Annotated in this window: 15 protein-coding genes and 3 pseudogenes; 12 read left to right on the top strand and 6 right to left on the bottom strand. The window is 57.6% G+C overall.

The window, feature by feature from the left end:
• Positions 1-392 precede the first annotated feature (392 nt).
• Positions 393-653, bottom strand: a complete 261-nt coding sequence (locus tag E4K65_RS13085; protein ID WP_135174497.1) for a hypothetical protein — start codon at positions 651-653, stop codon at positions 393-395.
• Here E4K65_RS13085 and E4K65_RS13080 point away from each other — a divergent pair.
• The 5 genes from E4K65_RS13080 to E4K65_RS13060 all read left to right on the top strand — a co-directional run bounded on the left by E4K65_RS13080 (position 652) and on the right by E4K65_RS13060 (position 8,217).
• Positions 652-2,133, top strand: a complete 1,482-nt coding sequence (locus E4K65_RS13080) for a pentapeptide repeat-containing protein (protein WP_135174496.1) — start codon at positions 652-654, stop codon at positions 2,131-2,133. The two genes, E4K65_RS13085 and E4K65_RS13080, sit on opposite strands and share 2 nt — an antisense overlap.
• Positions 2,134-2,330: 197 nt before the next feature.
• Positions 2,331-3,212, top strand: coding sequence for a pantoate--beta-alanine ligase (locus E4K65_RS13075; RefSeq protein ID WP_135174495.1), 882 nt, complete (start codon positions 2,331-2,333; stop codon positions 3,210-3,212).
• Between the two features lie 327 nt (positions 3,213-3,539).
• Positions 3,540-4,781, top strand: coding sequence for a cytochrome P450 (locus tag E4K65_RS13070; protein WP_135174494.1), 1,242 nt, complete (start codon positions 3,540-3,542; stop codon positions 4,779-4,781).
• Between the two features lie 270 nt (positions 4,782-5,051).
• Positions 5,052-5,405 carry a hypothetical protein gene (locus tag E4K65_RS13065; protein WP_126262006.1) on the top strand — a complete coding sequence of 118 codons (354 nt, stop codon included), beginning with the start codon at positions 5,052-5,054 and terminating at the stop codon, positions 5,403-5,405.
• 580 nt (positions 5,406-5,985) lie between these two features.
• Complete coding sequence (locus E4K65_RS13060; RefSeq protein WP_135174493.1) at positions 5,986-8,217, top strand: hypothetical protein; 2,232 nt, start codon at positions 5,986-5,988, stop codon at positions 8,215-8,217.
• Positions 8,218-9,772: 1,555 nt separating this feature from the next.
• On the opposite strand, the gene E4K65_RS13050 is transcribed toward E4K65_RS13060, so the two are convergent.
• Complete coding sequence (locus E4K65_RS13050) at positions 9,773-11,098, bottom strand: MFS transporter (protein WP_135174492.1); 1,326 nt, start codon at positions 11,096-11,098, stop codon at positions 9,773-9,775.
• Positions 11,099-12,808: 1,710 nt separating this feature from the next.
• Between E4K65_RS13050 and E4K65_RS13045 the strand changes: the two genes are divergently transcribed.
• From E4K65_RS13045 to E4K65_RS13030, 3 genes are all read left to right on the top strand, one after another.
• Positions 12,809-13,384: a hypothetical protein gene (locus E4K65_RS13045; protein WP_135174491.1), complete on the top strand. Its 576-nt coding sequence runs from the start codon at positions 12,809-12,811 to the stop codon at positions 13,382-13,384.
• An 836-nt stretch (positions 13,385-14,220) separates the two neighbouring features.
• Positions 14,221-14,529, top strand: coding sequence for a hypothetical protein (locus E4K65_RS48685; RefSeq protein WP_235885611.1), 309 nt, complete (start codon positions 14,221-14,223; stop codon positions 14,527-14,529).
• A 594-nt stretch (positions 14,530-15,123) separates the two neighbouring features.
• Positions 15,124-17,247, top strand: a complete 2,124-nt coding sequence (locus tag E4K65_RS13030; protein WP_135174489.1) for a prolyl oligopeptidase family serine peptidase — start codon at positions 15,124-15,126, stop codon at positions 17,245-17,247.
• Positions 17,248-18,911: 1,664 nt separating this feature from the next.
• Here E4K65_RS13030 and E4K65_RS13025 read toward each other — a convergent pair.
• A pseudogene (locus E4K65_RS13025) lies at positions 18,912-19,591 on the bottom strand (helix-turn-helix domain-containing protein).
• Between the two features lie 1,151 nt (positions 19,592-20,742).
• On the opposite strand from E4K65_RS13025, the gene E4K65_RS13020 reads away from it, so the two are divergent.
• Positions 20,743-21,009, top strand: a complete 267-nt coding sequence (locus E4K65_RS13020) for a DUF3551 domain-containing protein (RefSeq protein WP_135174488.1) — start codon at positions 20,743-20,745, stop codon at positions 21,007-21,009.
• A gap of 636 nt (positions 21,010-21,645) precedes the next feature.
• Here the strand turns inward: E4K65_RS13020 and E4K65_RS13015 are convergent.
• The 3 genes from E4K65_RS13015 to E4K65_RS13005 all read right to left on the bottom strand — a co-directional run bounded on the left by E4K65_RS13015 (position 21,646) and on the right by E4K65_RS13005 (position 24,216).
• Complete coding sequence (locus E4K65_RS13015; RefSeq protein ID WP_135174487.1) at positions 21,646-22,137, bottom strand: hypothetical protein; 492 nt, start codon at positions 22,135-22,137, stop codon at positions 21,646-21,648.
• Positions 22,138-22,827: 690 nt separating this feature from the next.
• Positions 22,828-23,379, bottom strand: coding sequence for a MarR family transcriptional regulator (locus E4K65_RS13010; RefSeq protein ID WP_135174486.1), 552 nt, complete (start codon positions 23,377-23,379; stop codon positions 22,828-22,830).
• 399 nt (positions 23,380-23,778) lie between these two features.
• Entirely contained in the window at positions 23,779-24,216 is a 438-nt protein-coding gene (locus tag E4K65_RS13005; protein ID WP_135174485.1) for an SET domain-containing protein, read from the bottom strand.
• Between the two features lie 407 nt (positions 24,217-24,623).
• On the opposite strand from E4K65_RS13005, the gene E4K65_RS49485 reads away from it, so the two are divergent.
• The 3 genes and pseudogenes from E4K65_RS49485 to E4K65_RS12995 form a co-directional block, all read left to right on the top strand.
• Positions 24,624-24,746: a transposase gene (locus E4K65_RS49485; protein ID WP_164719131.1), complete on the top strand. Its 123-nt coding sequence runs from the start codon at positions 24,624-24,626 to the stop codon at positions 24,744-24,746.
• A gap of 252 nt (positions 24,747-24,998) precedes the next feature.
• Positions 24,999-25,345, top strand: a pseudogene (tnpB, locus tag E4K65_RS13000) (IS66 family insertion sequence element accessory protein TnpB).
• Positions 25,346-25,390: 45 nt separating this feature from the next.
• Positions 25,391-25,906: pseudogene (locus E4K65_RS12995) on the top strand (transposase domain-containing protein); the annotation flags it as partial.
• Positions 25,907-26,096 lie beyond the last annotated feature (190 nt).

The raw sequence follows: 26,096 nt of genomic DNA, 5'->3' as shown, positions 1-26,096 counted from the left end.
CTCGCAAAGGACGGGCGCTCTTGCGCTCCTGCAAACGAGCTCGCAATCTTCGCTTTCACGATAGCCTTGCCATCATGGTGCGGTCCCTGACATCGAGAGTGTGTTTGTCAGGTTCAAAACATTCGGCGTCAATATTGATTTCATAACGTCTATTCAGCTCTTTATTGCGACTGATGCGGCTGGCACGGTCATTGCTATCGGAAATGAGGTAACGCCGAGTAGGGGCCGACTTCAGCCCTGTGAACGATCACTTTTCCGCCCGGAAGCCGTGGGTCCATTCTGAAAAACAAGCAAGGCCCTGAAGTTTTCGCATTCGGTTTGATGGAGAGCGAATTGGATTTGCCTAAAAGAGCCGACGAGACAAATCGCAACGTCTTGCCATATCGGCAATGTCAAAAGACGGTTGCGTTGTCAACGTTGCCGGACTCGGTGAACAATCTCAGCGCGCGCCAGTGGGGGCGCATGACTAGAATTCGGCTGACGTGCTCAAGCGTGCCGGCTGCGGAGGTTACCGACACAATAAGCGCCTCATTGAGGCGTCTTGTCGTCATTTCGCCGACGAGTTCGCCACAGGTCGCATAGCGTACTTCCAAGGCGGAGCAAAAGAGGTCGATAACAGGCCCCCCGTAATCCGGGCAATACGGAATCATCATGTCGCAAACGATCGGCCCTGATAGCGAGTGCACCGCGAATGAAGGGGCAGAGCACTGGTCAGATCCGAAGTACAATCTTTCATCAGATGGGGACTTTGTTCGGTACTGGAGCCGAGCTGCCGATCGGCTGCGCGCGGTGGCTGCGGTTGGGAGGCGAACCGAAGAGGCGATCGGAAGGACCGGGATTGGCTTGCAGCTATCGTCCGAGAACTTTAACGGTCTCGACCTGTCAGATTTCCCGTTGCGACGCTGTACCCTCAATCGTGCGCAGCTCTACGGAGCAAAGTTGGATCGGGCGGACCTTTCTGGGGCGAATCTTATCTGTCCGGGGCTAGAGAGGGCAAGCTTCCGCGGGGCCAAGCTCGATTTTGCGTATATGCATGCGATTGCAGCGCAGGTCTGCAACTTCGACGATGCCAGTCTTTGCAATGTAATTGATGCAACGGGCAGCCTGTTTCACGGTTGCAGCATGAAAAGGGCACGCTTTGATAACGCTATGCTCAGCGGGCTTCTCGCTTACCAATGCGATGCGAGTGATGCTGTATTCGATGGCGCGGAGCTACAGGGTTCGACCATTAATGAATGTTTCCTTCCTTCCGCTTCCTTCCGCTTTGCCAAGCTGAGCCAACTCACGATCACGAAATCACATCTGGCGTCTTGCTCGTTCTTCCAGTCAAAGGGGAACTGTTTATCGATTGTGCGTCCCACCTCGGTCGATGGTCTTGTCCTGGAAGGCGCTCATCTTCCGTATCTGAGACTATCAAAGGTAAGCGGCCACATCGCAGCGAGAGGCATGTGCGCACCATTTGCTGATATTCACCTGTCAAATCTTCCAAATGCGGAGCTTGAGCAGACGGACCTGACCGAGGCGCGGCTTTTGTCCGTAAACTTGTCCAACGCAAACCTCGTCGGCGCCGTGCTCAACGGTGCATCCATTCATTCCTGCGAGCTCGACGGAGCGGACCTGTCTCTGGCATCAGGCGAATGCATTTCTATAACAGAGAGCACGATGCGAGCCGCCAAATTATCGGGCTTTCGTGGCCGCTCTACCTTTGTGCGCGACTGCGATCTCGAACGCGCAGACCTATCCAATGCTTACCTTTACAGGTCGATGATCACCGGTGATCCCCCGCAATCAATGGCACTGGATGAGGCAAATCTCGAAGGATCGAATCTCGTTCAGGCATATCTCGCCGCAGGAATGACGAGAACCAATCTGGAGGCAACGCGGGCCGCGTACGTTCGCATGAACCAATCGTCCTTGCGCGAGGCGAACCTGAGTGGGATGTCGCCGTTCCAGGCCAGCTTCGTAAAGGTGGATTTTTCGGGCGCTAAGATAACCACATTCGAGCCACCGTTCTTTGCAGACCGATGTCCGGGCCTACAGGCCGCTCTGAAGGGGGATCAGCCACGCGAGCCATCAAGCTATCTGACTGAATTCTCATCGTTGATCCGACGGGGTCGAGAAGGGTCTACCTGACGGCTTCGGAGACTGCAAAATAGAAGTCAATGCAGTGTCGGCGAGTTAGGACAGGTCTGGGCGGTCGTTCGAGCTGTGAGCGAGCGCTTAAGCGCTATGGGGCTCCCTGGCATCGCCGGCGGATACGAGAGGCAGGGCAGACCTTCTGTGCGATCCGACCGACGCTCTTTTGGCATTCAAAGAGACTGGAGTAGAAAATGCATCTGGCATGTCTTTCCGCAGGTAAAGCGTTCATTCGGGAGGTGGCGAGAACAGGGCAGACTATCGGGACGGTACATACTCTCGGAGCCCTGCATCTTGGGCATGCAGAACTGATCAGAAGGGCGGCATCGGAAAATGACGTCGCGATCGTCACAGTCTACCCGAACAAGATCCAGCTTAGACCGGGTGGGAGCTACGACTTCAATTTGGACGACGATATTGGACTTGCATTGCGTTCGGGAGCAACTGCCGTCATTTCCTCCAACGACACCGAAATGTTCCCGCCTGGCTATCGAACCTTTGTATCGCAAGGCGACTGTCATTTGCGTCTAGGGGGACCCGAGGCCTATTTGCAGGAAGCCGTTACCGGGGCAGTCCGCTGGATCTGCTATGCAAAGCCGACTCGCAGCTACTTCGGCCTGAAAGATATCGGTCAGGCGATCCTGGTGAAGCGCGCCGTCGCAGATCTCCTTCTGGATTGCGAGATAAGGTTTGTGCCGACCGTGAGATACAAGAACGGAGTGCCCATTTCGTCGCGTCTGAGACGATTTAGCCGTTCCGAGCTTGATGAGCTGTCCCGCCTTTTCACGGCACTCAACCATTCGAGGAAAGAGATCGCCCAAGGGGCATCTAGTGTGAAGGATCTGGTCGCGTCCGCCACATCTCAGATCAAGTTCCGGCACTTTAAACTCGACTTTGTTCGAATCGTCGGCGCTGACGACTTCGAAGACCTGAAGCAAGTCGAGCTCCCTTTCATAATTTTTGGCGCGGCAACGGCTCATGGCCTCAGGATCTTCGATAATATCTACGTTCCAGATCAAGATACTCTCGTGAAGGGTCCTTCGGATATCTGGATCGATCTGCCTGAACAGTCCTAGCCAGGCGACTATTCATCCATGACCTTGAGAAAGCTATCCGTTCCGGCCGTATCCCAAAGCGAGGGTCACCTTATGAAGGTGTACTCGGCTTGATGTTGCCTCCAGCGCATAGCCATCCCTAACCAGCACTGAGAGCTCTCACCGATCCTGAGTAGATCGACTTGGAAAGTCAATACGATCCTTACTGCCCGACATGGTAGGGCGAGGCTAGCTGCACTGTGAGGTAGCCTGGTCGAGCGTCCCGTCGCAGCCAAGTGCTGCGGCAGCTCGAAGGCGACGAATCGCACCACGCCGTAAACTCTCGAGAGCAGAATCTGCAGAGATATCATGACAAGGCGATCGGAAGATTATAGAGCTGAGGATCCGTGTGTCATCCCGCTGAGCAAGCTGGATGTAAGCGAGGGCAAGCGCTTTCAAGACGACAGCATGTGGGCTTGTTTTGAGCGGTTGCGAAAGGAAGATCCCGTTCACTACTGTCAAGACAGCGCTCATGGTCCATATTGGTCCGTGACGAAATACCGGGATATCGTAGCCGTAGACACAAACCACAAAGCGTTCTCGTCCGAACAAGGTGTTACTATTGTCGACGTGCCTGGCGAGCACTGGACCCCGAGCTTCATCAAGATGGGGCCTCCCAAGCACGCCGAGCAGCGCAATACCGTCGGCCCGATCGTCGGACCGGAAAGCTTGACGAACCTTGAAAGCTTGATCCGGTCTCGGGTCAGGGCGATTCTCGCAGACTTGCCGCGCAATGAGGCCTTCAACTGGGTGGACATGGTGTCCATAGAGTTGACGACGCAAATGCTCGCCACGCTGTTCGATTTTCCATTTGAGGATCGGCGACTGCTGACCTATTGGTCAGACGTCGCTGTTACAGCTCCGAAAGCAGGCCATGCAATCGACAGCTGGGACAAACGAAGCACCATCTTGTCCGAGTGCCTGGAGTATTTCACCCGGCTTTGGAACGAGCGCATCAAAGCCGAGCCGCGCCTCGACCTGATTTCCCTGATGGCGCATTCGCCTGCCACACGCCAGATGGAGCCGAGTGAGTTTCTCGGAAATCTGATTCTGTTGATCGTTGGTGGGAATGACACCACGCGCAACTCGATTACCGGCGGCCTCCTGTTCATGAGTCAATATCCCTCCGAGCTGCGAAAGCTAACTGACAATCCCAAGCTGGTCTCGAGTGCCGTGTCCGAGATTATTCGGTACCAAACGCCAATCGCACATATGCGCCGTACCGCCGCGATCGACAGCATCGTAGGCGGAAAACAGATCAGGAAAGGCGACAAGGTCGTCATGTGGTACATCTCCGGTAACAGGGACGAAGAGATCATTGAGGACGCCGACAATTTCATGATCGACCGCAAAAATGTGAGGCAGCATCTCTCGTTCGGATTCGGCATCCATCGCTGTCTTGGTCGACATCTTGCGGAACTGCAGTTGAGAGTCCTCTGGGAAGAGATCTTGTCTGCGCAATTGGGGTTCGAGGTTGTCGGCGAACCCGAGCGGATTGCGTCTAACTTTGTGCACGGCTATTCCGCTCTTCCCGTGCAAATTGCAGCCTAGGCAAAAATTGTTCTGCTCACGCAGGCGGCGGAGCGGGCTTGCCCTGAACCATCTTTGGTTTCTGCAAGCAGCGCAGCTGGGGTGATCGACGGAAACAATGCCGCATGTCGGAAGTTAATTACCGGCCCGGCAAACGCTTGGAAAGACCTGCGAAGCGATCGGTGAGGCGCGCGTCTCCGCAAGCGCTTGGCATGCCGAAAATTGAACCTCAACGGCTACTCCGATGCCGGTCTCCGGGCCACCCTCGAATCGCCGAAACCATAGAGAGCAATGACCTTGATGTTGAAAATTGTAGCTGTGGCAGCAATTTTCCTTGGAGAAGCTCTTTCGATATTCGCCGAGTTAATTGCCTCAAGGCAATTCGGAAAGGCCGGTGGCGATCTGGCGATGCTTTGGCCGATGTTTCTCCTGGTATGCTTGGGTGGCATCCTGCTCGTTCTCGGATACGCGCTGGGCTACATGCATCTGAAGAATATTTGGATCATTGTCGCGATATCGGTGGGAGCGATCCTGGTCGTGGAACCGATGCTCACGGTTCTGCTCTTCAGAGACGTGCCGACCGCCGGTTCGCTGATTGGGCTGGTTCTCGGTGCGTTTGGTGTGCTCGCTGCGATGTTTCTATGAAGGTGATCTCACCGAACCCGGATGGGCGCCGCACTTTTACGAAATGCAGCCTGAGGATCTGCGGGAGGTCATTTCAGCTGGTTGGGACGAGGAGAAATATCGATGCTGATCGTCCTTCAGCATCTCGTCATCGGTGTACGGCCGCTAGATTGTTAAGCTCTTATGTCGAAGTCCCCTTACCGTTAGTAGGACGCGCGTGGCGAGCGTAGGTCTGCCATATAAGCTGGCCATTTCTGCTTGACCATAATTCGCCGATTAGGCCCCGACTGTTCTCCCGGCTACCAACGTTTGGGGACGACTTGCCTCAGTCGGTGTGGACGGAGCTAACGGCAGAGGGGCGACGCTTGTAGCGGATCGCGTCGAGGCCAGGGCACCTCAGCCGCGGTTACGTCGCGCTGCTTACACGGACGCAGTTACCCGCATCGCTCTCTTCAGCGACATTGGAGCTGCGATGGAAAGGAACTTCAGGTGACATTGGCCTTCTTGTGCATCCGAAAGAACGGTTTTTGGTCAGCTAGTCGTCAGTCAGGCGGTCTATCCAGACGGGCTGCACATTCGTGACTTTCATCGGAGACGAAGTATGACAGGGATTGGCCGAGCTGGCACATCCGAGGTGGGAACCACAGGAGCCGGCAGCGGCGGGGACGTAAGCGGTTCGAGCCCGGAGCCTAGCCTCCTCCTGGCAGGACGCAGTCAGTCCTTCGATGCCGTCATCGAGCGGATGCGCTCTGGGACTCAGGACAGAACCCCGGTGCTTGGCAAGCCAACTTCGGATCTGGCAGCGCCAACGCGCATCGAGATCAAGGCAGCAAGGCAAAAAATGGACAGCCTGCTTGGGGAGCTTGAGGCTAGCCGTCGAGCGGCGACGCACGCCCAGAACCTGCCAGAGGCGCAAGAGCTGATCGATCAAGTCGTCAAAGCAGGCTCAACAGTTCTGGAGTACTACGCGGATCTGCCGGCCAATGTGGCGCGTCGCATCCTGCCCGACGATCGGGCTCGTCGGCTCCGCGATGACACGCTGGAGGCGGCCGATCGATGTAACGAAGTGGCCACCCATATTATCTATGGGCTGGAGGAGAACAGAAAGAAAGCACTACGCGTGCTCCCGGGGATTAGAAACATCGGTACGCCTGCCCAGGTGAGCGACGCGTTTGCAAGCGTGGCGAACTACTATGCAGCCTGCATGGAATGGTGGGGAAAGAAGGTTTTGCGCTTGGAGCGGATGCAGTTTGTCTGGGCGGCTACTGCCAACTTGCCAAGTAGCACCCCCGAGATGCGCAAGGCCGAAGAGGCCGCACTAAGACTACAAACCGGCTGGGCTCTCAATATGAAGTGCATGTATCTGCAATCGCGGATCGCGCTCGCGGAGCTCTTGATTGAGGCGCGAGCGAGCGCGCTCGAGCCAGACGTGCGCGATGCTCTCATGGACGAGAGCGGGCGGGTGCGTCTGCTCGGGACCTTCGTTGAGGATGTTTTTCCGGCATTCGTCTCGACGAACCAAGCCGTTCTATACAGCGACGGAGCAGTGCTCGACGCGGGGCATCGCGCCGTTCTGGAAGGAGTCATGGAGCGGCTTTCGGAATTTGCATCGGGGCTGAGCGGCATCGTTGCCAGTGTGAGGGGGACCGGAGCGGGAGTTGACCTTCCGCTGCAGTTGCTGGACGAGACTGTCGAAGGTGCGTGGGCGACAGCGAACGAGGTCATGCGGCTGCTGGCATTGCAGCCAACAACGCCGGTGACGATTGAACCGCCGGATTGGGCTGCGCTGCCTGAAAATGCCGGCGTCGTGGGCGAAGTCAATCCGCGTCGCAGAAAGGGCAAAGGAAGGCGCGCAGCGGCTGGAGGCGAGGGGAGCTCAACGGCAAGCTCATCCGAGCCGCAACTAGGCGGGCCCGATACCGCTACGGCTCCGACGCGCAAGGTTATCGTGCGCTCCGATCTCGGGACAAAGAGGATCGCCACCACCGAGGAAGCACGCACCTCTTCCGCAACCGAGCACCTCCAGATGTGGCAGGCGCCGCCGTCCAAGGAGGCACTGGCGGGATTACTTGAGCGATTGGACAAGCTGCTGCAGTTCGATCTGCCATCTCAGCAAAAGAGCGTCTCGCAAACGCGCCAGATGAAGCCCGAGAACGCCGAACACGTCTTGGATTGCGTAATTACGCGCTTGCAGACGCAAGCCGAAGAAATTGAGGCCTGTGTAACCGCGTTGCAGGAGCCTCGTCGACGTGGCCTGCTCACCCCTTCGCAAGTTCCCGAAGTGCACGACAAGTTAACGCGGCTCAACGGGATGTTGTCCGAGCTGCAGGGACAGGCAAATTCATTAAAAACGCGGAAAGCAGCGATTACCAGCGATTGCATGAAGACCTACTCGTTTCCATCGCAAACGTATCTCGAGCAGTTGCGCGCGGCGGGGGAATTGGAGTCGGTGGGACTGCCGCACGCGCTGAAGGGCGAGCCAGGTAAGCTATTCGAGATCAAGCTGCAGCCTAAGGCGCTGCGCAGCGGCGCGACGCCAAGGCCGATGTGGATGCACATCCATACCGAGCGGCCGGTTTATGCCTGGCAATTGGCAACGCTTAGCGATCGCGATTTCGCCGCATGCCATGTTAAGTCCGACGAACAGCGCGGATACAATCGGCATTGGCAGAACGCTCGTGCGGCCGAGGGCCACGACAAAGTCGTGATCCACCGGGGCAAGCTCACGCCTGCGTTTTGTAGGTCCTTGTTGAGCACCGCCGCTGGCCAGCCGTGGCAGCCCCTTCCCGATCCGGAGCACGTTTCAGCGCAGATGGCTCAACTGGGGATCTGATGAGTGGGTTGTCTTGCGGTGAGCCGTTCGGTGGCAGCCTTCATGCCTTCGGATCGGCTCGGTGGATTGCCTGAGGAGCGCCGAGCCCTCTTGGGCCCATCTTACAAAAACATGGAGCTTGGGGGAGAATGCACCTCACGCGAGGGGTAGCTGACGGCGATCCCGGAGGACTGTCCTCAAGCAAGCCGCCATTACGAGGTGTGGCAAACATCGGCGCTCGGGCGAGAAGCTAGTCCGCTGAGCATTGCACACCGAAAACATGTACCCGACGCCGGCGGTGATCCGCTCGGATGTAACAGTGCTTTCGCCTGTTTGCCCGCGGCAAGCTGGCGCGCAAGCCCTCGGCGGAGCTTCAACGGATCACGGACGGCTCGGTGGCACGGGAGCTGAGCATCACGGCCGCTTTGACGAATCGGATCGGGCGGTGCACAACAAAGTGGCCTGTTTGCTACTCTTGCATAAGGCTACGACGGCCCCTGCATCAAGCCTCCTTGGCCCCCAAAGATGCTGGGGCTGTCGTTCTTCCTCGAGCGTCTCAAGCCAAGTGGCGGCGTAGCTGCTTCGCCTCAACTGCAATGGCCGAGCGTGAAACTCGTCCTCCATGTCGTCGACGAGCCGCTCCTCAATTGCTGCGTGATCTTCGGGAGCACGTTCGCGGGTCAACCCGGCTCTCTCCTCGCGGCGCCGCATGTGCGACCATGCAGGCCGACTGTCGCCTTGCTCGGACGATACTGTCAGATTCAACTTTAACTCGAGTGCTCCGCAGACATGCATCGACCACTCCGAGCTTCCAGCGTTCGATCAAGCAGATTGCAGGTTCCGCGCGGGCTAACATCGAAGCCCTACGGTGATGTCCGGACTTATCCATTCACTAGATAGATCTGATCAAGAAAATCAATTTTACCGCTTACAGCTTCCTCATATAAACCCGAGGAGGGTTGGGGCCAACCTAGGGAAGCGATTTCTCGGATGAAAAAGTCTGTGTTAGTGACAGCGAGCACCTTCGCGCTTGCAACGGCGGCCGTGCCTCCTTTTGCTGCAACAGTTGCCGCGCAACCGGTCGCCGCGAGGGTGCATGTAGCCGATACTTCGTATCCTCAGTGCGCGGACGACCCGTTGGATGGTATCTGCGACCTGTTTTTTTTGTTTGACAGATCCCTCGTGCGTGCGACACTGAGAACGGAAAACAACTCAAGCAGAGAATGAGGAGCGAGCCTCGTGCGGCCGCTTGCTCCAAGGTGGCCGCGTCCTCATGTCGTACGGTTGCAATGGCAGATGGTGCAGGCGCCATCTTATTCAAAGTGATTGCTCGCTTTCAGCCAGTCGGTGGCTACCGCGCAACCGCTGCATCGGCGAAGGTTGGGTAGACGGGAAAAGCCGGCTAAGAGCGCCACGCTGTGTTCCGCTGGGAGCCCCTGCTCGATCAAAACTGATCGAATCATAAGCATCTATTGCTTTTCCATGCCGCGCACATGGCCCTTCGGTTCGATGGTTCGCATTTCGGACGTCATGGATATCCATTCTTCCCGCTATGCCTAGGGTAGCCGTCGTGGCGTCAGGAAGGATCGTTTTTGGTTGGTCTAAAATTGCGTGGCGCCGTCTCCGGCATCATGAGCATGGCAAAGAGCCCGGCTGCGCTCGCGAAAAGCATGTACCATGCGGGCACGAGTGCGCTCCCCGTAAGGTGGATCAGCCAGGTGACGATTGGCTGAGCTGTGCCTCCGAAAACCACTATCGCAAAAGCGTAGATCGTCGCGAAGGCGCCACCACGAATGTTCCTGGGCAACCCTTCGGCCATGCTCACGTAGAAGGCGCTATACGGAATCGTTCCGATCAGGGTGAGGGCGCCGAGGCCTCCTAGAAGTGCGAAGGCGCTGCGGCTCTCCGCAATCCACAAGAATACCGGATAGGTCATCAGCAATGCAGTGACCTGCGGCCATATCATGATGAGACGACGGCCTGCGCGGTCGGCGAGCAGGCCGCCCAGCAGTGCTGCAGCAATTCCGACCGCATTGCTGATGAGCGTGGTACCAAAGGCGACGGGTGCGGAAACGTGAAGAGTGTTCATCGCGTAGGTGGTCATATATCCGGTAACATAAGTCGTGATCGTGCAGCTGGCCAAGATGACAAATCCCAAGCACATGATGCGGCGATCGGCACGCGATTGCCCTCCAGGCTCGGTGACCAGAACAGGCGCCTCGGGCCGGTGCAACGTTTCGGGCAGGACGCTCCGCAACCAAAGTCCAAACGGCAACGTAGCGGCACCGAGCAACAGCGCGATCCGCCATCCGTACGCATTGAGAGCTTCGCTTGTCATGGTGAGCGACAGTATTTCTCCAACCAACGCTCCGGCCGTCGCAGCTATCTGTTGGCTCGCGGGCTGAAAGGAGACAGCAAGACCGCGGGCCTCAGCGGGGGCCGCTTCCATCAAGTAGGCGGTCGTCGGACCCACTTCACCTCCGAGAGCAAAGCCTTGCAGCAAGCGTGCGAAGACGACCAGTGACGGAGCGGCAAGTCCTATTGTCTCATACGATGGCGTGATAGCTAACAATAGGACCGCGGCACTCATCATGGTAAAGCTGGCGGTCATCGCGGGCCGTCGGCCGGCCCGATCCGAATACGAGCCGAGCACGATGGCCCCGATCGGTCTGGTTACAAAACCTGCGCCGAAGGTTGCGAGTGAAAGCATGAGGCTAGCGAACGAGTCGGTTGCCGGGAAGAACGCTTGGCCGATCTGTATCGCGAAAAAGCTGTAGGTCCCGAAGTCGTAGAATTCGAGAATATTGCCGATGGTTGCGCCCAACACGGCGCGGCTCGTCAAGCGTTCCTCTGCGGGATCGAGGACCGGCTCCAGCCTCTCTCGAGTAGATTGCCTCGACATCCTCGACCTAATCTGAAGCGCGATTCCGACCCAAAATTGTGGCCAGACAGGACGCACCGTTGCATTGCACTGCCCGCTCCCGTCCCTCACGGCCATTTCGCCAGGCAACGTGGAGGCTGAAGCGTGTCACGACGAAGCTCATCGTAACGTCTGCAATAAAAATGCCTGCCTCTCCGCCACCATTTAGCCCTTGATCTGATCGCTGGCCCGGCCGGCAAAGACAAATATGCCAACCTGCTGCATCCGTGAGGTGGATGCAGACTTTTGCGCTGCTGTGGCGAGTGTGCGACAAAATTGACGGGCATCGCACACGACTGATGACGACTCGAGCCATTCCGCCTCGGCCAGGTTACGTCCGCTCCCTAAGGAGCCAATGGGCTAGGCCCTTCATCGCCTAGGCGCTTGCCGCCGCTCAGCGCGCCTGCGGCGGTTTCTCGCGGCGTGCAAGATCACCGCTTATCGGTGCTCCACCTACGGCCCGGCCGCGTCGCCAGCGAGCGGGCGACGCGTCTACTCAGGGGCCGCTCGCATCTGGCCACAATCAAGGCCCAGACCGTCGGTCATCCTTGCGTTCGGCGCCGCTCGCCGTGCATCTCGGCTATCTCCGGCGAGAGAGGGTCCCCGGGACGGGGACAGGGCGCGGCGTATTCGGCCCCGAAGCCGACGATGTCGATCTCACGTTGTTCGGTGAGCGCTGCCAAAGTTTCAAGGTCGTACATTTTGGTCAACCACTTGGGAAGCTGTTAACCCAAATCAATGACGCCACACGTAGGAGGTACCGCTCGTGTGCCCGGACGGGCGAGCACGCATGCGGCTTACATCTCTTCATCAACGGACCGTTGGAAGGGAATTCACTCGTGTCCCGAATAAGGTAAATGGTCGTAATTCGTGCGCGCGATGTCGAAGTCGCCGCTGAAATGTCCGCTTCCTCTAAGTGCGCCCTGACACGAGCGCCATCTGCATGACGCAGAGCGTCAATAGCAGCCAGGACAAAGTTGACTGTTCGTACCGGCTCACCGGATGATGTAGCATTCCGCCCGACCGATGTAGCTCCGGCTGGCAGTCCGAGGTTGCATCATGACGCTCAGGATCGGAGGCACTGGGGACGCCGCCGAGTCCCATTACATGCAGTGCCACCCGCAGTCCCGGGATCACCGGCGGCGCCGCGCCTGAATGATCGTCTCGGCTGCTTTGCGTCTGAGTGATTTCGCTCTTCATCCAATCAGGTGAGCAGTTCGCTCCGCGGTCGCCGGATCCTCACGGAGGCCGCGCTCTCGTCTGTTTTTGCGCTGGCGCGGCTACGGTTAGCGGCCAGTGCATAGGCTCGGAGTGTAAGCCAGAGCGACTGGTCGCGAGCAGAGATCGAAATGCACACGTTCGGTGCAAGGCTAGATTTGGCCGCGGTCCGCATCCTCCTAACCAGCTTTACCGCGAGGTGAATGCGATGCACGACGCAGACCTGCGCGCCACTGGGAGGTCAGGCGGAACGAGATTTGGCTCGGGAATGATCGCATCAGTCGTGGCAGATGCGGCCGCGAGTTTGTCTCCCTTCTTCGACGTTTGTCAGCTTCTCGAAAGCCAGCCTCTTTAACACTCAAACTTGGCCTCTCGATGACGAAGCCGCCATGTCTGAATTCGTAACGAACTTCAGCTCACTCGCTGGGGAGATCTTCAAGAGGCCTTTGTTCTCATAGTGGAAAGGAGAGCTTTATGGATCCGAACCCGATCGACAATGCCCGTTCACCAGAATCACCAACGGCGCACGTCTGGACACAAGAAGATCATGATTTGTTCAGTCAGATCATGAATGAAGCGGGACCATCATCATCTGCCGCACCTGAGGAAGCGGTAGATGTCTCATTCGCCGCTCCCCAGAGATTCTCACACGGTTCGCAAATCGCGCCTGACTTCATGGTCGAGAGGCTGTTCCACCAGGGTCTCTTGCCTGACTCGGACCAGCCGACGATGACCTATGAAATCCGAGGTCACCGCTACACGGCCGGTTTGGATGGATCCAATCGCGTTCTTCTTGTTCATAATCCTGCGGAGGACCAAGTGGTTGGGGTCGGCCGGGCGGGGGTACCGGAATTCGGAGCATTCTTCACGGAGCTTCGGCGCTTCGGAACACCGCTACCACAGCAATGGGCCACACCTGCCCTGATGGACAAGCTGCGTGAAGAAGGTTTCATGCCGACCGCGAATAACCCCACAACAATCCAGCTTAACGGACGGACCTACAAAGCCGAATTAGCCGAAGGAGGGTTCGTTAAGCTTACGCGGGTATGAGAGGCAACCCGACGGTGAAGCGATCGCGCCGGACTGGAGTCCTGCGGTCACTTCGGGTCTCCTTACCTGGCTAGACAATTCACCGCTCAGCAGTGGATTGTTCGCGCCGCCTGTGGGTACGCATCATCGGCCCGCTGGCAGCGCACGAGATGCACGGCCAATCTGGCCATTTGCCCGGGTGGTGTCGACGTGTCATCCGGGCTGCAATATTGCCCCTCACCTGAAGATGTTACGGCCGATGTAGGTCCGGCTGTCGACCAGTCCGAGGTTGCACCAAAGCACGCAGGAGTGGACGACTGGAGGACGCCGCGGAATGCCGATTACGCGCGGCCTCTGGGGACACGACCATCGTCCTTCGGCTGCTTTGCGTCCAAGGGATCTCAACAAGCGCTGCAAATGGTGTGCTGCGGCGGACCGAACTGTCCGAATCGTTGCTCAGCTAGGCTGAGACTTGCCAGCGCGGTCAGACGGGGCTACTCGGCCGCCAACCAGCGCTCGATGTCGGCTGTGTTCGCGCAAATTGGACAGCGAAAACCGGTGCCCGTGCAAAGGCATGCTCGGGAGCGGCGTAGGCGGCGCCGGTGCGAGCCTACATAGTCTTGGCGGGCGCGGAGGTATTCTCAAGGAGATGGCAGCAAAGGTCTCGTAGCTGCAACGATCGTCGTAAGTGGCGCAGTCGCTTTGCGTATCAGTGGGATTGCGCGAGCTTATCGGATGGCAATTCTGCACTACCAGATCTGGGCGTTTTGCAAGCACTGCCCCCTCCGTAGGATCACAGAAAAATCGCATGCACATAGGCGTGTGCAAACAGCTACGAAACCACGGAAAAGAACGCCATGACGAACATCAATCTCACCTCTGCATCTATTGCAGGTGCACGCGGCGGACAGCGAGCCATCACCGACCAAAAAGCCTTTAAAGGGAGAGCGCTGGCCCCGAGACGCCGGGGTTTCCAGATGATACGAGGAATGAAGCCGATGGCGCGGATGGCTGTAGCAACAAGGCGCGCGCTCGCCATGTACGATCTCGACCGGTGCCGCGCAATCTGGTTGCTCTATCGTATCCATTTCGGATTCGCCGGCGACGTGATGTTGGGGCTCGCCCCGGTCAGGGTTGCTCAGGAGAGATCCCGCGGCGGAATTTAGGAATCGTGGCGTCGAGCGCCTTCCATACGGGCTCGGCTGCCGAACCTACCGCAGGTTACGCGGTTTGGCTGGCGAACAAAGGCGTTGCCCAACGCCAATCGCCTCAAGTCTCTGCCAGCCAACAAGGCGGCAAATCACATCGAGTACCGGCGGCCTGCGCCCGGCACTGATGGTGCCGCCAAACGCGAACAGCAGGCCGCGAAGATCGAACCTGTGCTCGCACTTCACACCACAACTTAGAAACTGGCCGACGCATGATGCTGCCCATAGCCGAGTTGTGAGTGACCGAACGGGGGCGCAAGCGATTGTCGAGGAGTTACGTAATGCGGAGCAAGGCGGCCGCTGGGCAACATGCGGCCCTTACTAAGAACCGATTGTCAGGTGTGAGACGGACGTCCAAAAGTCGACACTTACATGGGTTGGAAACGCCTGGAGAAGCTCCAAGTTTCAAGCGGCACGCTGCTTGCTCTATCGAAAACGAGCGGAAGCAATTCCCGGATGCCCGCGCTTCGAAGCCGAGTGTGCATCTTCCGAATGCTTCCACTCACCTAGCAAGACGCCCAGGTCCGGCTGGCTCACTTCAGGACAACTCCCATGAAAAATTCGCTTTTTCTCGCCGCGTCGCTTTCCATGAGCTGTTTGATGGCCGCGGGACTGTCCCCGACGCGAGCGCCTGCGACCGGCGCCGAGGATCCTTTTCTTTGGCTTGAGGAGATCGAAGGGCCGCGCGCATTGGCTTGGGCTCAGACCGAGAACGACAAGACACTCAGTGCGCTCCAATCCGATCCACGTTATCAGCGCTTTTACGGGGAGGCGCTCCACGTTCTTCACGCCAAGGACCGGATTCCGTACGTGTCATTGGGACGGCGCGGTCTGGATAATTTTTGGCAGGACGAGAACCAGGTGCGCGGCGTCTTGCGGCGTACGACGCTTGAAAGTTACCGCACCCACAGCCCTAGATGGGAGACCATCCTCGACGTGGATGCGCTCGCTGACGCAGACAAGAAGAACTGGGTCCTTAAAGGGGTGAGCTGCCTTCCGCCCGAGGAGCGCCTATGCTTGCTCAACCTGTCCGAGGGCGGAAAGGACGCTGTGTTCGTCCGGGAGTTCGACGCAGTCGCCAAAGCCTTCGTCACGAACGGCTTCGCACTTCCCGAGGGAAAACAGGAGGTCACTTGGGTAAATAGCGACACGGTCCTCATTACACGAGAGTGGGGCGAAGGGACCATGACTCAAGCCGGTTACCCTTTCGTTGTGAAGGAGCTCAAGCGCGCTCAGTCGCTTGCGGATGCGCGCGAGGTCTTCCGTGGCGAGCCGACCGACGTCGGGGCCACACCATTCGTGCTGCGCGACAGTGAGGGCACGATCCATGCGACCGGCGCCGTGCGCGGCATCAGTTCGTTCGAGCATGAGTATGTGCTCTTTGGGCCCGAGCCGATTAAGCTCAATTTACCAAAGAAGGCTGCCATCGCCGGCATCGCCAGTGGTCGCCTCCTGGTGACGCTCAACGAAGACTGGATGCCACCGTCCGGAGACGCCCCCTTCTCAGCCGGCTCGATCATCTCGTATGACCTGGCCGAATGGAAGCAGGATCCGCTGCGCGCCAGACCCACGCTCGTTTTCAAGCCTGGGCCTCGACAAGCGCTCAGCGGATTCACCGCCACGAGAAACTTGTTAATCCTAACGATTCTCGACAATGTTCAGAGTAAGGCGTTCGTCTACAAGTACCATCAGGGCGCCTGGCGGGCCACGCCGATCCCGCTTCCAGAGAATGCGAGTGTCGGTCTGGCTGCAGCATCGCATGAAACGGACGAGGCGATGTTCACCGTCTCCAGCTTTCTTAGCCCGACGATGCTCTGGTACTTCGACGCTGCAACCGAACGACTTGAGATACTGAAGGCGACGCCTCCTAGGTTCGACCCCTCGAGACTTGTCGTCGAACAGTTCGAGGCAATCTCGCGCGATGGCACCCGCATTCCTTACTTTCTGCTACGACCCAAGAGCGCAAGGTTTGACGGATCAACTCCAACGCTTCTCTATGGTTATGGTGGCTTTCAGACTCCGCTCATCCCCTCTTACGTCGGCCTCACCGGACGACTCTGGCTCGAGCAGGGCAACGCATATGTTGTCGCGAACCTGCGCGGCGGGGGTGAGTTCGGGCCCCAGTGGCACCAGACTGCCCAAGGAGCAACGAAGCAGCGCACATGGGATGATTTTATCGCCGTCGCCGAGGACTTGATCCGGCGCAAAATCACTTCTCCCCGCCGGTTGGGCGTAGTCGGCGGTAGCCAAGGAGGCCTCCTGGTAGGGGCAGCAATGACCCAACGACCCGAGCTCTTCAATGCGGCCATCTTGCAAGTTCCGCTGTTCGACATGATTCGGTTCACTAAGCTGGGCGCCGGAGCCTCCTGGATCGGCGAGTATGGCGATCCCACCATTCCCGAACAGCGCGAGTGGCTCGAGGCCTACTCGCCCTATCAGAGGTTGGTGCCAGGCAAGACCTACCCGTCCCCTTTCATTCTCACGTCCACCAAGGACGACCGCGTGCATCCAGGGCATGGCCGCAAGGCAGCGGCGAGGCTCGCTGCGTTGGGCCAACCGTACCTCTACTATGAGAACATCGACGGGGGGCATAGCGCCGCCGCCAACCTCATTGAACAGGCACGCCGGATCTCTTTGGAATATACTTATGCATCCCGGCGGCTTGTCGATGAGTGATGTCGAGGACTAAGGGCGGACGACGTTATCGGCAGCGGCGTCAGCAAGCCCGTCTTTGCTCATTCTCTTCACACGTTGTTATCTCCCTAGAGATGAATCCGAGCGATCAGCAACGCCCTCAGTCTCGCCTGTCAGCCGGGTAGGTCCATTCAAGGGCGATGTCTCGTTACGTTAGTGCCCGCAAGGCATTTCGTGTTTGAACAGCCCTCAAGGCACACCGGTGCGTTAGCCTCTCGATCCCGTGGTAACTTCATGGCAGTGCGGATGCGGATAGAAATAGCGCCTTTCTCATCAAGTCCGCTCGATAGGCGCCAAGTCGCATCCGCGCTGCTTTCCATCTATTGCTGACCGGCCTTATGTCGCTCAGTCGTGCGACGCTGTATTTCTCTTGCATCACAGAGCCAACAATTTAAGTGTGCAATCATCATCCGGCTCGCGTTTTCCTCAATCGGCAGGATTCCCGGTTGAAGGCTTACTGGAATTCCACAAATGCACTCCGACAATCGTCCGATACGCGGAGTGCGAAGATCGTGGCAGTACAATATGCACGGTGGAGGTATGGGCGGGCGCAAAGCACCGAATTCGCGATTTGACGCCACAGCGAGGCCTGCCTCTAACGGGTGCAGTATCTACGATGGTACGCTCCGCAACCGACAATGTGTCACTGATTGGCAGCCTGAACCTTCCGGGTGATCCTGAAGTCATGACGGCCGACTGCATTGAGAGCATGTGTGAGTGGTTGCAGGAATTTCCGTGGCACATTGATCGGGTAATGATAGCCCACACGTACCATTGACCGACTGCGCAAAAGGTGCCTGTCAGCTTGCGGTAAGCTATCACAGATACAGAGCCCTTTGGGGTTAACGGGATGTGGCAGGGACAGCGCTATTGCTCCAGATCGATCGGCGCCGAGTCACCTTCCCGCTAGTCTCAACGGCAGTGCGGATGTGGTAGGGACTAGTTGGCCTGGTTTCAGCCCCCGGGTCCGGTTAGCACCGAGCCGCGCCCGCACTGTTTTACATCTCGCTCCGACTGATCGCGGTGGCCATCTCGACAAGCTTCGCAGGTACTCTGGCGAAGGTCGGTACACCACCTGAAAAGTGAGGGCCAGGTACTCCATTTCTGCCGCGACGCGGCCGATGAGTGGCGTTGGAAACTACATACCGCGACGAGAGCCGCCTGAATCGCGAGTTCGGCCGCAAGCGCTTCGGCGATGAAGGCTGTGCCGCGGAAGAGTTGGTCGCGTGGAGGCTCTGATGCTCACGCCAAGAACTATTCATTGCTTCTGGCCAGCGGTCCTCTCGCGCGTCTTGCCCCCTTTTACGATCGCCAGCATTCTTCCTTACGAACATGTCGATCAGCGCAAGATCAAAACTCGCCATGGACGTCGGGGGTGAATACAAGCAATTGGCTTGCACCAGTGGCAAAAAACTTGCGCGCGAGACGCGTGTTGATGCGGACGTGCTCATTGCTACCCTGATCTCTATGGCCGGGCAGCTCCCCGACCTGGTGGCGGACATTCGCACGCGCGCGAACGGATTCGAGCGCAACCACGAGCTAATTCATTCCGATATCGGCGCGCTCACCGAACGGCTCCCTGATAAGCCATTGCTGCGCCGCCTCATGCTTTTCCGAGTTACGGTTTGCATGCACTCAGCTGGCCATCAACTTTGCAGGTCGAAACTAGCAAGCCGCTGCCGGTCTAGAATCATGATCTCGCGTTGAGTATTGCCGATGAAATCAAGAACGCCATCACTATGCAATTGCGACACTGCGCGTGAGACGGTCTCGATGGTCAAACCCAGGTAGTCCGCGATGTCTTGCCGAGGCATTGGCAGTGACATAACATCAACAGCCATGAGCCGCACATCCATCTCATGCAAGAATGCGGCAACGCGCTCCAGAGCAGTCTTACGTCCAAGCAGCAGCAAGTTCTCCGCGTGCTGCAATTTCATGGTGGTCATGCTAAGCAAGGTGCGCCCGACGACAGCGTCAGTCTGGGCGATCGTATCAAGAGTGTGCCTCTTGATCAGGCGAACAGTGCTCTGCGTAACGGCTTCCGCGGTAAATCGGCGTACCCCACCGTTCTCGAATGCAAAAATGTCACCTGGCAAATGAAATGCGCCAATCTGGGTCGCCCATCGGACAGCAGTTTGTAGGTCCGTACCGTCCCTTTTATGACCTGATAGACGTACTCGGCGGGGTCGCCCTCGATGTAGATCGTCCTACCCTTCTTATAACAGAATTCACTCAAACTGACGATCGGATTTGACAGGCTCGATATGCCGAGCTCATTGAGCGCATTACGGCAAGATCTTTGGTCTGTAGTGATACTTACAAACATAACCCGGCACTCCTGAAAGAGAGATTATAAGCATTGAAAGATTATAATAGCTGAATCGATCGTTGTTCAATGTCGGGCGTAATCTGCGGGGGCCGCGAAATTGTAACAAGCTTGTATGAAAGGAGGAAGCCGTGTCGTTGTAAGGCGGTGCCGCGCACCAACGTGGCGCGATACAAGTGCAGCTCGTTTGCCCAAGCAAAGGCTATAGACGCTGAACTGGTTTTGACTTGAATCAGCCCCGCCCGGACCGACCTGCGTGAGCAGGGCGGCAAATAGCCGGACGACGCGCTAAAGCTGCGGGAGAATGCATTTTTAGGACAAATACGAGCACAAGAATGTAGAAGAGGCAGCTTCTTCTTCCATCATCGCGGCGCTCTGCTCTGGGTGGTCTCGACAGCGGTCGCCTGGGTTGAGGATTGCGCCTTGACTTCACTGGGACTGGGCGAGGGCAGACTAGGTCGTCGGAGTTTTGCTCGATCACTATGGAGTTGCTGCACACCTACACTGCCTCGCCCGCCAGCACTGTGGGATCTCCAAATGTTGAACGCCGCTACAACTGGGCCGTTACGGTCGGCCGTCGATGAGGTCTGCGTTAGACTCTCCCGGTACGAGACGAGCGCTCGCGTTGATGTCACCTCGAAAATTCTGGAGGTGCCAGCACAAATGAGACGAGGTCCGATCGGCTGAAGAAAATGGGTCGCGAAGCGCTTTCCAATGCCTCGATAGCAGCGCGCCCTCAGCATCACGCAGGCCTCCCAGATCGTCCAGGATGTTGGCCGCGGTTCGTCACGGGGAGCTAAGCGAATGTAACGGTCGTTCATTTTGTCTGGTAGCGAGTCCGCACAAACATGTCGAGGCGCGCCCATAAGGGTCTTTCTGCCGGGGAAAGTAGCAGGAAAGCTGCTAAGGTTTGATCGACGTTCGAGGACCCCCCTGACCGTGGGGCTACCGTTGGGCCGTCTTATTGCTCGCGCCTTTGTGTACCCACGGTCCCGCTCAACTTCGGTGGCGCCCGCAGGCGCCGGTCACGCTGAATCGTCTTTCCGGTGCTAGCCCGCGGACTGACCCAGGCAATCTGCCATTGACTAAGATCAAAGGGTGCAATTCAGATCCTGTATCTTCTGGTGAACTTAACGGAGGCAAGAGGTCTCATGCGCTACCTTCTCCTTATCGGAGTGCTCGCACTTCCCATCCTCGTCGGCTCAGGATCGCGTTCGACGGCTGGTTCGCGGGCTCATTCGTACACGCCACCGGTACGCCAGGACGTCTATTGTCTGCAGGGACGCAGTTGGGGATATCCGGGCAATTGCCAGTTCTCGACCTATGGCCAGTGCATGGCTACCGCATCAGGTACATACGCCTATTGCGGCATCAATCCGACTTACGCTTTCGAGCGGCAAGAAAGACAATCGCGCTGATGTGAATCAGATTTGCCGGTACACCAAGCGGCGGGTTTGGCTCCTGTTGCCGTTCGTTCACCTGTTCTGGGCTGGAACGCCTTTTCTCGGCTGCCGGCCAAGCCCCGGGGATACCCAAAGCCCTGTGCTTCTCCGCCACAGACAATGAGGAGTATAACATCCGTTCGAGGCAGTGGCTGAGCGGAGATTCATCAAGACAGCCCTCCAAGGCGCCGAAAATCATCAGGCGATATGTCTTAACATTAGTGGGCCGGCTGCGGCTGTCGATTTGGGCGGGCCGCCGTAAGCAGATCGGCAAGGTCGCCCTGTGCGCTGAGCCAGCGCGGCCCACTGCTCTGATTGCCTGCCCGAGTATGTATGCTCTCGGCCGCTAGGCGCCAATTCCGTGCAGAATGCGGCGCTTGAGCCTTTGCAATCGCCGCTATCCTTCTTGTTGCGCTGCTACATCGCCAAATGCCCCTAAGGTGATCGGCCATTGGTTAGATCACGATATTTCGCTCTCGCGGCGGTGCTCTTTTGGGGCGCTCTCGGGTGGCCGTTCTACTCTCTTTGGAAGTTGCCGTTCCAATCGTCGCGCTGCCTGGTCCCACTTAACTTTATTCCGAATCGGCGCTCTCGCAATATTTCCGGGTATTTTCAGTCTTCCGTTGGCCTGAAGTCGCTCGCCAGGAATTGGTCGTGCGTCCATTGCTTCAGCGCATCGTCGTTGAGTACCGAGTTGACCAAGGCATTCCAATTCTCACCAGCCTCCCTCCATTTCGTTTTTCGGTCGGGAATGTTCCGGAGCAATCGAAATGCCGTCGTTGCGAACTTGCTTGCCTCTTTCCCTTCAGCAGCCTCGCGGATCACGTCTTTGAACAATTGTTCGGGAAAGGTCCACCCAGCGGCTGTGAAGCGGTCGGCAAACGTGTATTCGAACGAGGCGCGAAACACGACCGCGGCTAGCGCATCCTCATATTCCGTGCCTGCGCTGCGCAGGTCGAACCATTGCAGCAGTCTTCGAACGGCTGCAGCAGGCGAAAACTGGCAGTCTCCGAGTGTGAGAGATACGAACATATACGCGATGTCTGATTGAAGTTCGTCGTCCAGGGACACGTACCAACGTTTGATTGCTTCAATAGGAGTCATGGGACAATTGCTATGAAAACGCGAGAATACGGGATGCGCCCCCGCTCAGGCGCGCTTGATCACGTAGCGCCACGGCTCTCAACCGGCCGACTGCCGGCAGGGGCAGTTGTCCAGGAATCCCTGGTTCTCTGTTGTAAGACATCGACGATGGTGCTCGCCACAATTCGATGGCACGTCGTGGTTGGCTGCAAAATAGTGCGTTCTTAACAGAAGCGAAGTATCAAGCAACGGTGTAGGGTGCTGCCTCGTGCAAAATGAACGGATTTCGGTCAGTTGTCCTCACATTAGACGGTGAACTCATTTCTTGCGACTAGTCTAAACTGCGCAACCGAGAACGACGCGATGAGCTGTCGAGGATAGCCGATAGCGCTTTGGGGCGCTCGTAGAATACCGCGCCTCCGAGCAAAGAATTGGCCAGATGCCGCAGAGTTGTCGCTTATCATCGTCTCACGGAACAAGATGCAGAAACGATTGCTAGTCGACGTAAATCGCTGCGTTGGAGCTTCTGTCGGCGCATGGCTCCTTCAGCATGCGCGCAGCCATAGCTTGGAACACCGAGTTTGATCACTCAGCTCCGGCTCGAGCTGTGTTGCAGAGTGGCATAGTAAATCCAAGCTCCTGATCCAGGATTGGGTTGTGCCCGCTGTGATCGCGCGGCGAGTAGGTTCGTGGTATCAAGTTGTTCACCCGCTAGGCATCCCGCAGCTGCTGCTCTCTTGAAGGTTCTTGCATCTTTAACGTGGCGTGCAGGCGAGCCTTTTCCAGCCGTTGCCTGACTCCGCTAAGGCAACTAGCCAGCTTTGCAAAGTCCGTAATATCGAGATAACCAGAAACAAACTCATCGAGTTCTTCCTGCTGTGCCGCGATGCTCGCAAGTTGTCTGCGAGCGCTGTCGGTTAGTGACAGGTTGACGATTCGTGCATCGTTCGCGCAGCGCTTACGTCGCACTAATCGCTTTTCCTCAAGCTGTTTCGAATGCCTCGTAATGAAGGCAGACTCAACCTTCATCAACTTTGCAACCACGTTGACCGGAACTCCGTCGCCCTGTTCCAAGTCGATCAACGCCATCAAGATCATCATTTGTGGTGAAGCAAGGCCCAGCGCATGCGCCTGGAAAGAACGAAGGTCGTCCAGACACACATTAATGGCTCTGATCTCCCACGTGAATCGTCTGAGCACATCCTGACTCGCGGCAGGGCTCTTCCCGAGCCGTCTTTTCAATCCTGGCAGCTTAGACGGCATCAGATTTCAGGGAGTCTCCATCCTAAAACTATTCCGGGCGAGCAGAGCGTAGTTGGCGGGGACTACATATGCGCCCACTTCGAACCGTAGAATCTCGGGTCAATAAGCATCCCACCAACTCGCTTCTGTGCCAACCCTCTTTGCAGACACGTCCGGTGCCGAAGCTGCCTAGGTGCAAAGCAGCTTCACACACTCATGAATTCACCCAAAATACAACTCTCATATGCAGAATCCCGGCTTCATGACCTGCTTTTGCATGCGATTGCAGCGTCTGACGTCCTGAACGTGGCGAGTCCGCTCCAAAAGCGACACTGCTCCGCCGCGCGATTGGATGGCGAGAATTTTTAGGTTGTCGAGAACTGCTCACTGAATCACTAGAACAACGCGTACGGCGCAGGATCAACCTGTCGGAGCCGGCTCCAGGCTTGGAAAGCAGGAGATCGGCAATAGCTCCTTATTCCACGATAAGTCACACCCTGGATCGAAAGACAAGTAATCGCAAGTCAGTTCTTCACCAGGTTGTACGTCACGGGCTGTGAAAATTCTGCAATGATCGTCTTGATAGGTGTTTGGATTACTGCTGTGATTCATGAAGCGGGCGTTGTCGGCATTATACTCTACGACGCCGTCATTAACCCTGTGGTCTCTCGGATAGGCATGCTTGTCAAGTAGAGCTTGAAATGTTGGAGCTAGAGCTTCGTATTGTTCGCGCGTCACCGCAATGTCAACGATCGGGTTGTGAATCCAAAGTAGCGCGCCTCTAGGCAGACGAGTCGCAGAGAAAAGTCCAATACCGCCAAACTGGTCTGGCTTCAAAATAGTTTCAACAATCAACATCGAAGAAATCTCCCAAAGTCATTAACACCGAGCAAGCTAACTGACGTGAGCTGCGAAATCTCCTGCACGAATTGGTAGGATCGTCTATCCGCGCCTTCCGAGTTCCTCGGGATTCGTATCGGCTGCTTGGTCCGGATCGCCCTCCGCGGCACCGCCATCGTGGTGATGCTGGAAGGGGCTGCAGGTCGGTGGGATTCCGGGCAAAGATCCGCGCCGATCAAGCAGGCGAGTGATCGTGACCTGTGGACTCTCAGCGCGTCGGCACGCCGGACTTTCTCGCGACCCTGCAAGCCGCCGACAAGACCTTCATCAAGACCTTCAAGAGCAGGGTATTCCTCCGTTGAGGGCCGCCTTGTTTGACGGACGCGAACGCTGCAGGTCCTAGGGGTAATCCTAGGAGAAGCGCTATGACGATTTCGCGGACAGAGGTGATCACATCGGTCGAGCGGCGGCGCCGGTGGTCGCAGGATGAGAAGGAGCGGCTTGTTGCAGCATCGCTCGAGCCCGGCGCATGGCTGGCCTTCATGTAAGCCAGCTGTTCAGGTGGCGCAAAGAGCTTTGCAAGCACGGTGAAGCGTGTATGCGTCGTTCGTGCCGGTCGAGATTGGGCCGTCTGTGGCGCCCCCGGTGGTGGCCGAAGCGCCCTTGACGACGACGGCGGCGCGTCGACGGAAGAGCCTGGGCATCATCGAGATTGATCTTGGTAGCGGGCACCGCATCCGGGTCGATGGCGACGTTGATGGAGACGCGCTACGTCGCGTTCTCGATGCTTTGGTCCGCCGATGATCCCGGTTCCGACGGGCGCGCGAGTGTGGCTCGCGACAGGCTACACGGATATGCGACGAGGCTTTCCGTCGTTGGCCCTCCAGGTGCAGGAGGTGCTGCGCAAGGACCCGCTCAGCGGTCATCTGTTCGTCTTCCGCGGTCGCCGAAGCGATCTTTTGAAGGTGATCTGGCACGATGGCCAGGGGCGTGCCTGTTTACCAAGAGACTCGAGAGAGGAAGGTTCATCTGGCCATCGGTTGCGGGCGAAGCAGTGACGATCTCGCCGGCACAGATGAGCTACCTGTTGTCCGGAATCGATTGGCGCAACCCGCAAGAAACCCAGCGTCCGACGCGGGTCGGATAACCGTTTTGGGTTTGAATCTGCTCCTAGATCTGATTCAATGGCTTCATGATATCGAAGCCGGACGACCTTCCATCGGACCTTGTCAGTGCTCTGGCAGCGAGCTGTCGGCCAACGAGGCGCTGATCGTGCATCTTGAGCTTCGGATCGAGAAGCTCAAGCGCGAACTGTACGGGCAGCGCTCCGAGCGCACGGCGCAGCTGATCGAGTAATTGGAATTGGAGCTCGAAGAACTCGTCACCACGGCGAGTGAGGATGAGCTTGCCGCGCGGGCCGCCGCGGCCAGAACTCAGAGCGTGCGCGCCTTCCCGCAAGCGGCCGGTGCGCACGCCCTGGCCGGATGACATCGAACGCGAGCGCGTCGTCATTGAGGCGCCAAAGACCTGCGCCTGTTGTGGTGGGGCGCGCCTTGCGAAGCTGGGCGAGGATGTGACCGAGACGCTGGAGGAGATCCCGCGCCGGTTCAAGGTCATCGAGACCGTGCGCGAGAAGTTCACCTGCCGCGATTGCGAGAAGATCAGCCAGCCGCCGGCACCGTTCCATACCACGCCGCGCGGCTTCGTCTGCACGAACTGCTACCCTGGGAATGGAAGCTCCCGCGCCAAGCCGACGAACCCACCGATCAGCAAGCTGCCTAACCTTCACGCAGCGCTATCATAGCGCTACCCGAGTTCGATCCTAGGTCTTGATCGTAAGCCGCAGATGTCGGTTGGTCTGCGCTCCTAGCTCCACCTCGTTCATGGATTGGTGGAGA

This window comes from Bradyrhizobium niftali (assembly GCF_004571025.1).
In the GTDB taxonomy this organism is placed as follows: domain Bacteria; phylum Pseudomonadota; class Alphaproteobacteria; order Rhizobiales; family Xanthobacteraceae; genus Bradyrhizobium; species Bradyrhizobium niftali.
The sequence above is the reverse complement of the archived record's forward strand: the minus strand, read 5'-3'. Positions and strand labels throughout refer to the sequence as shown.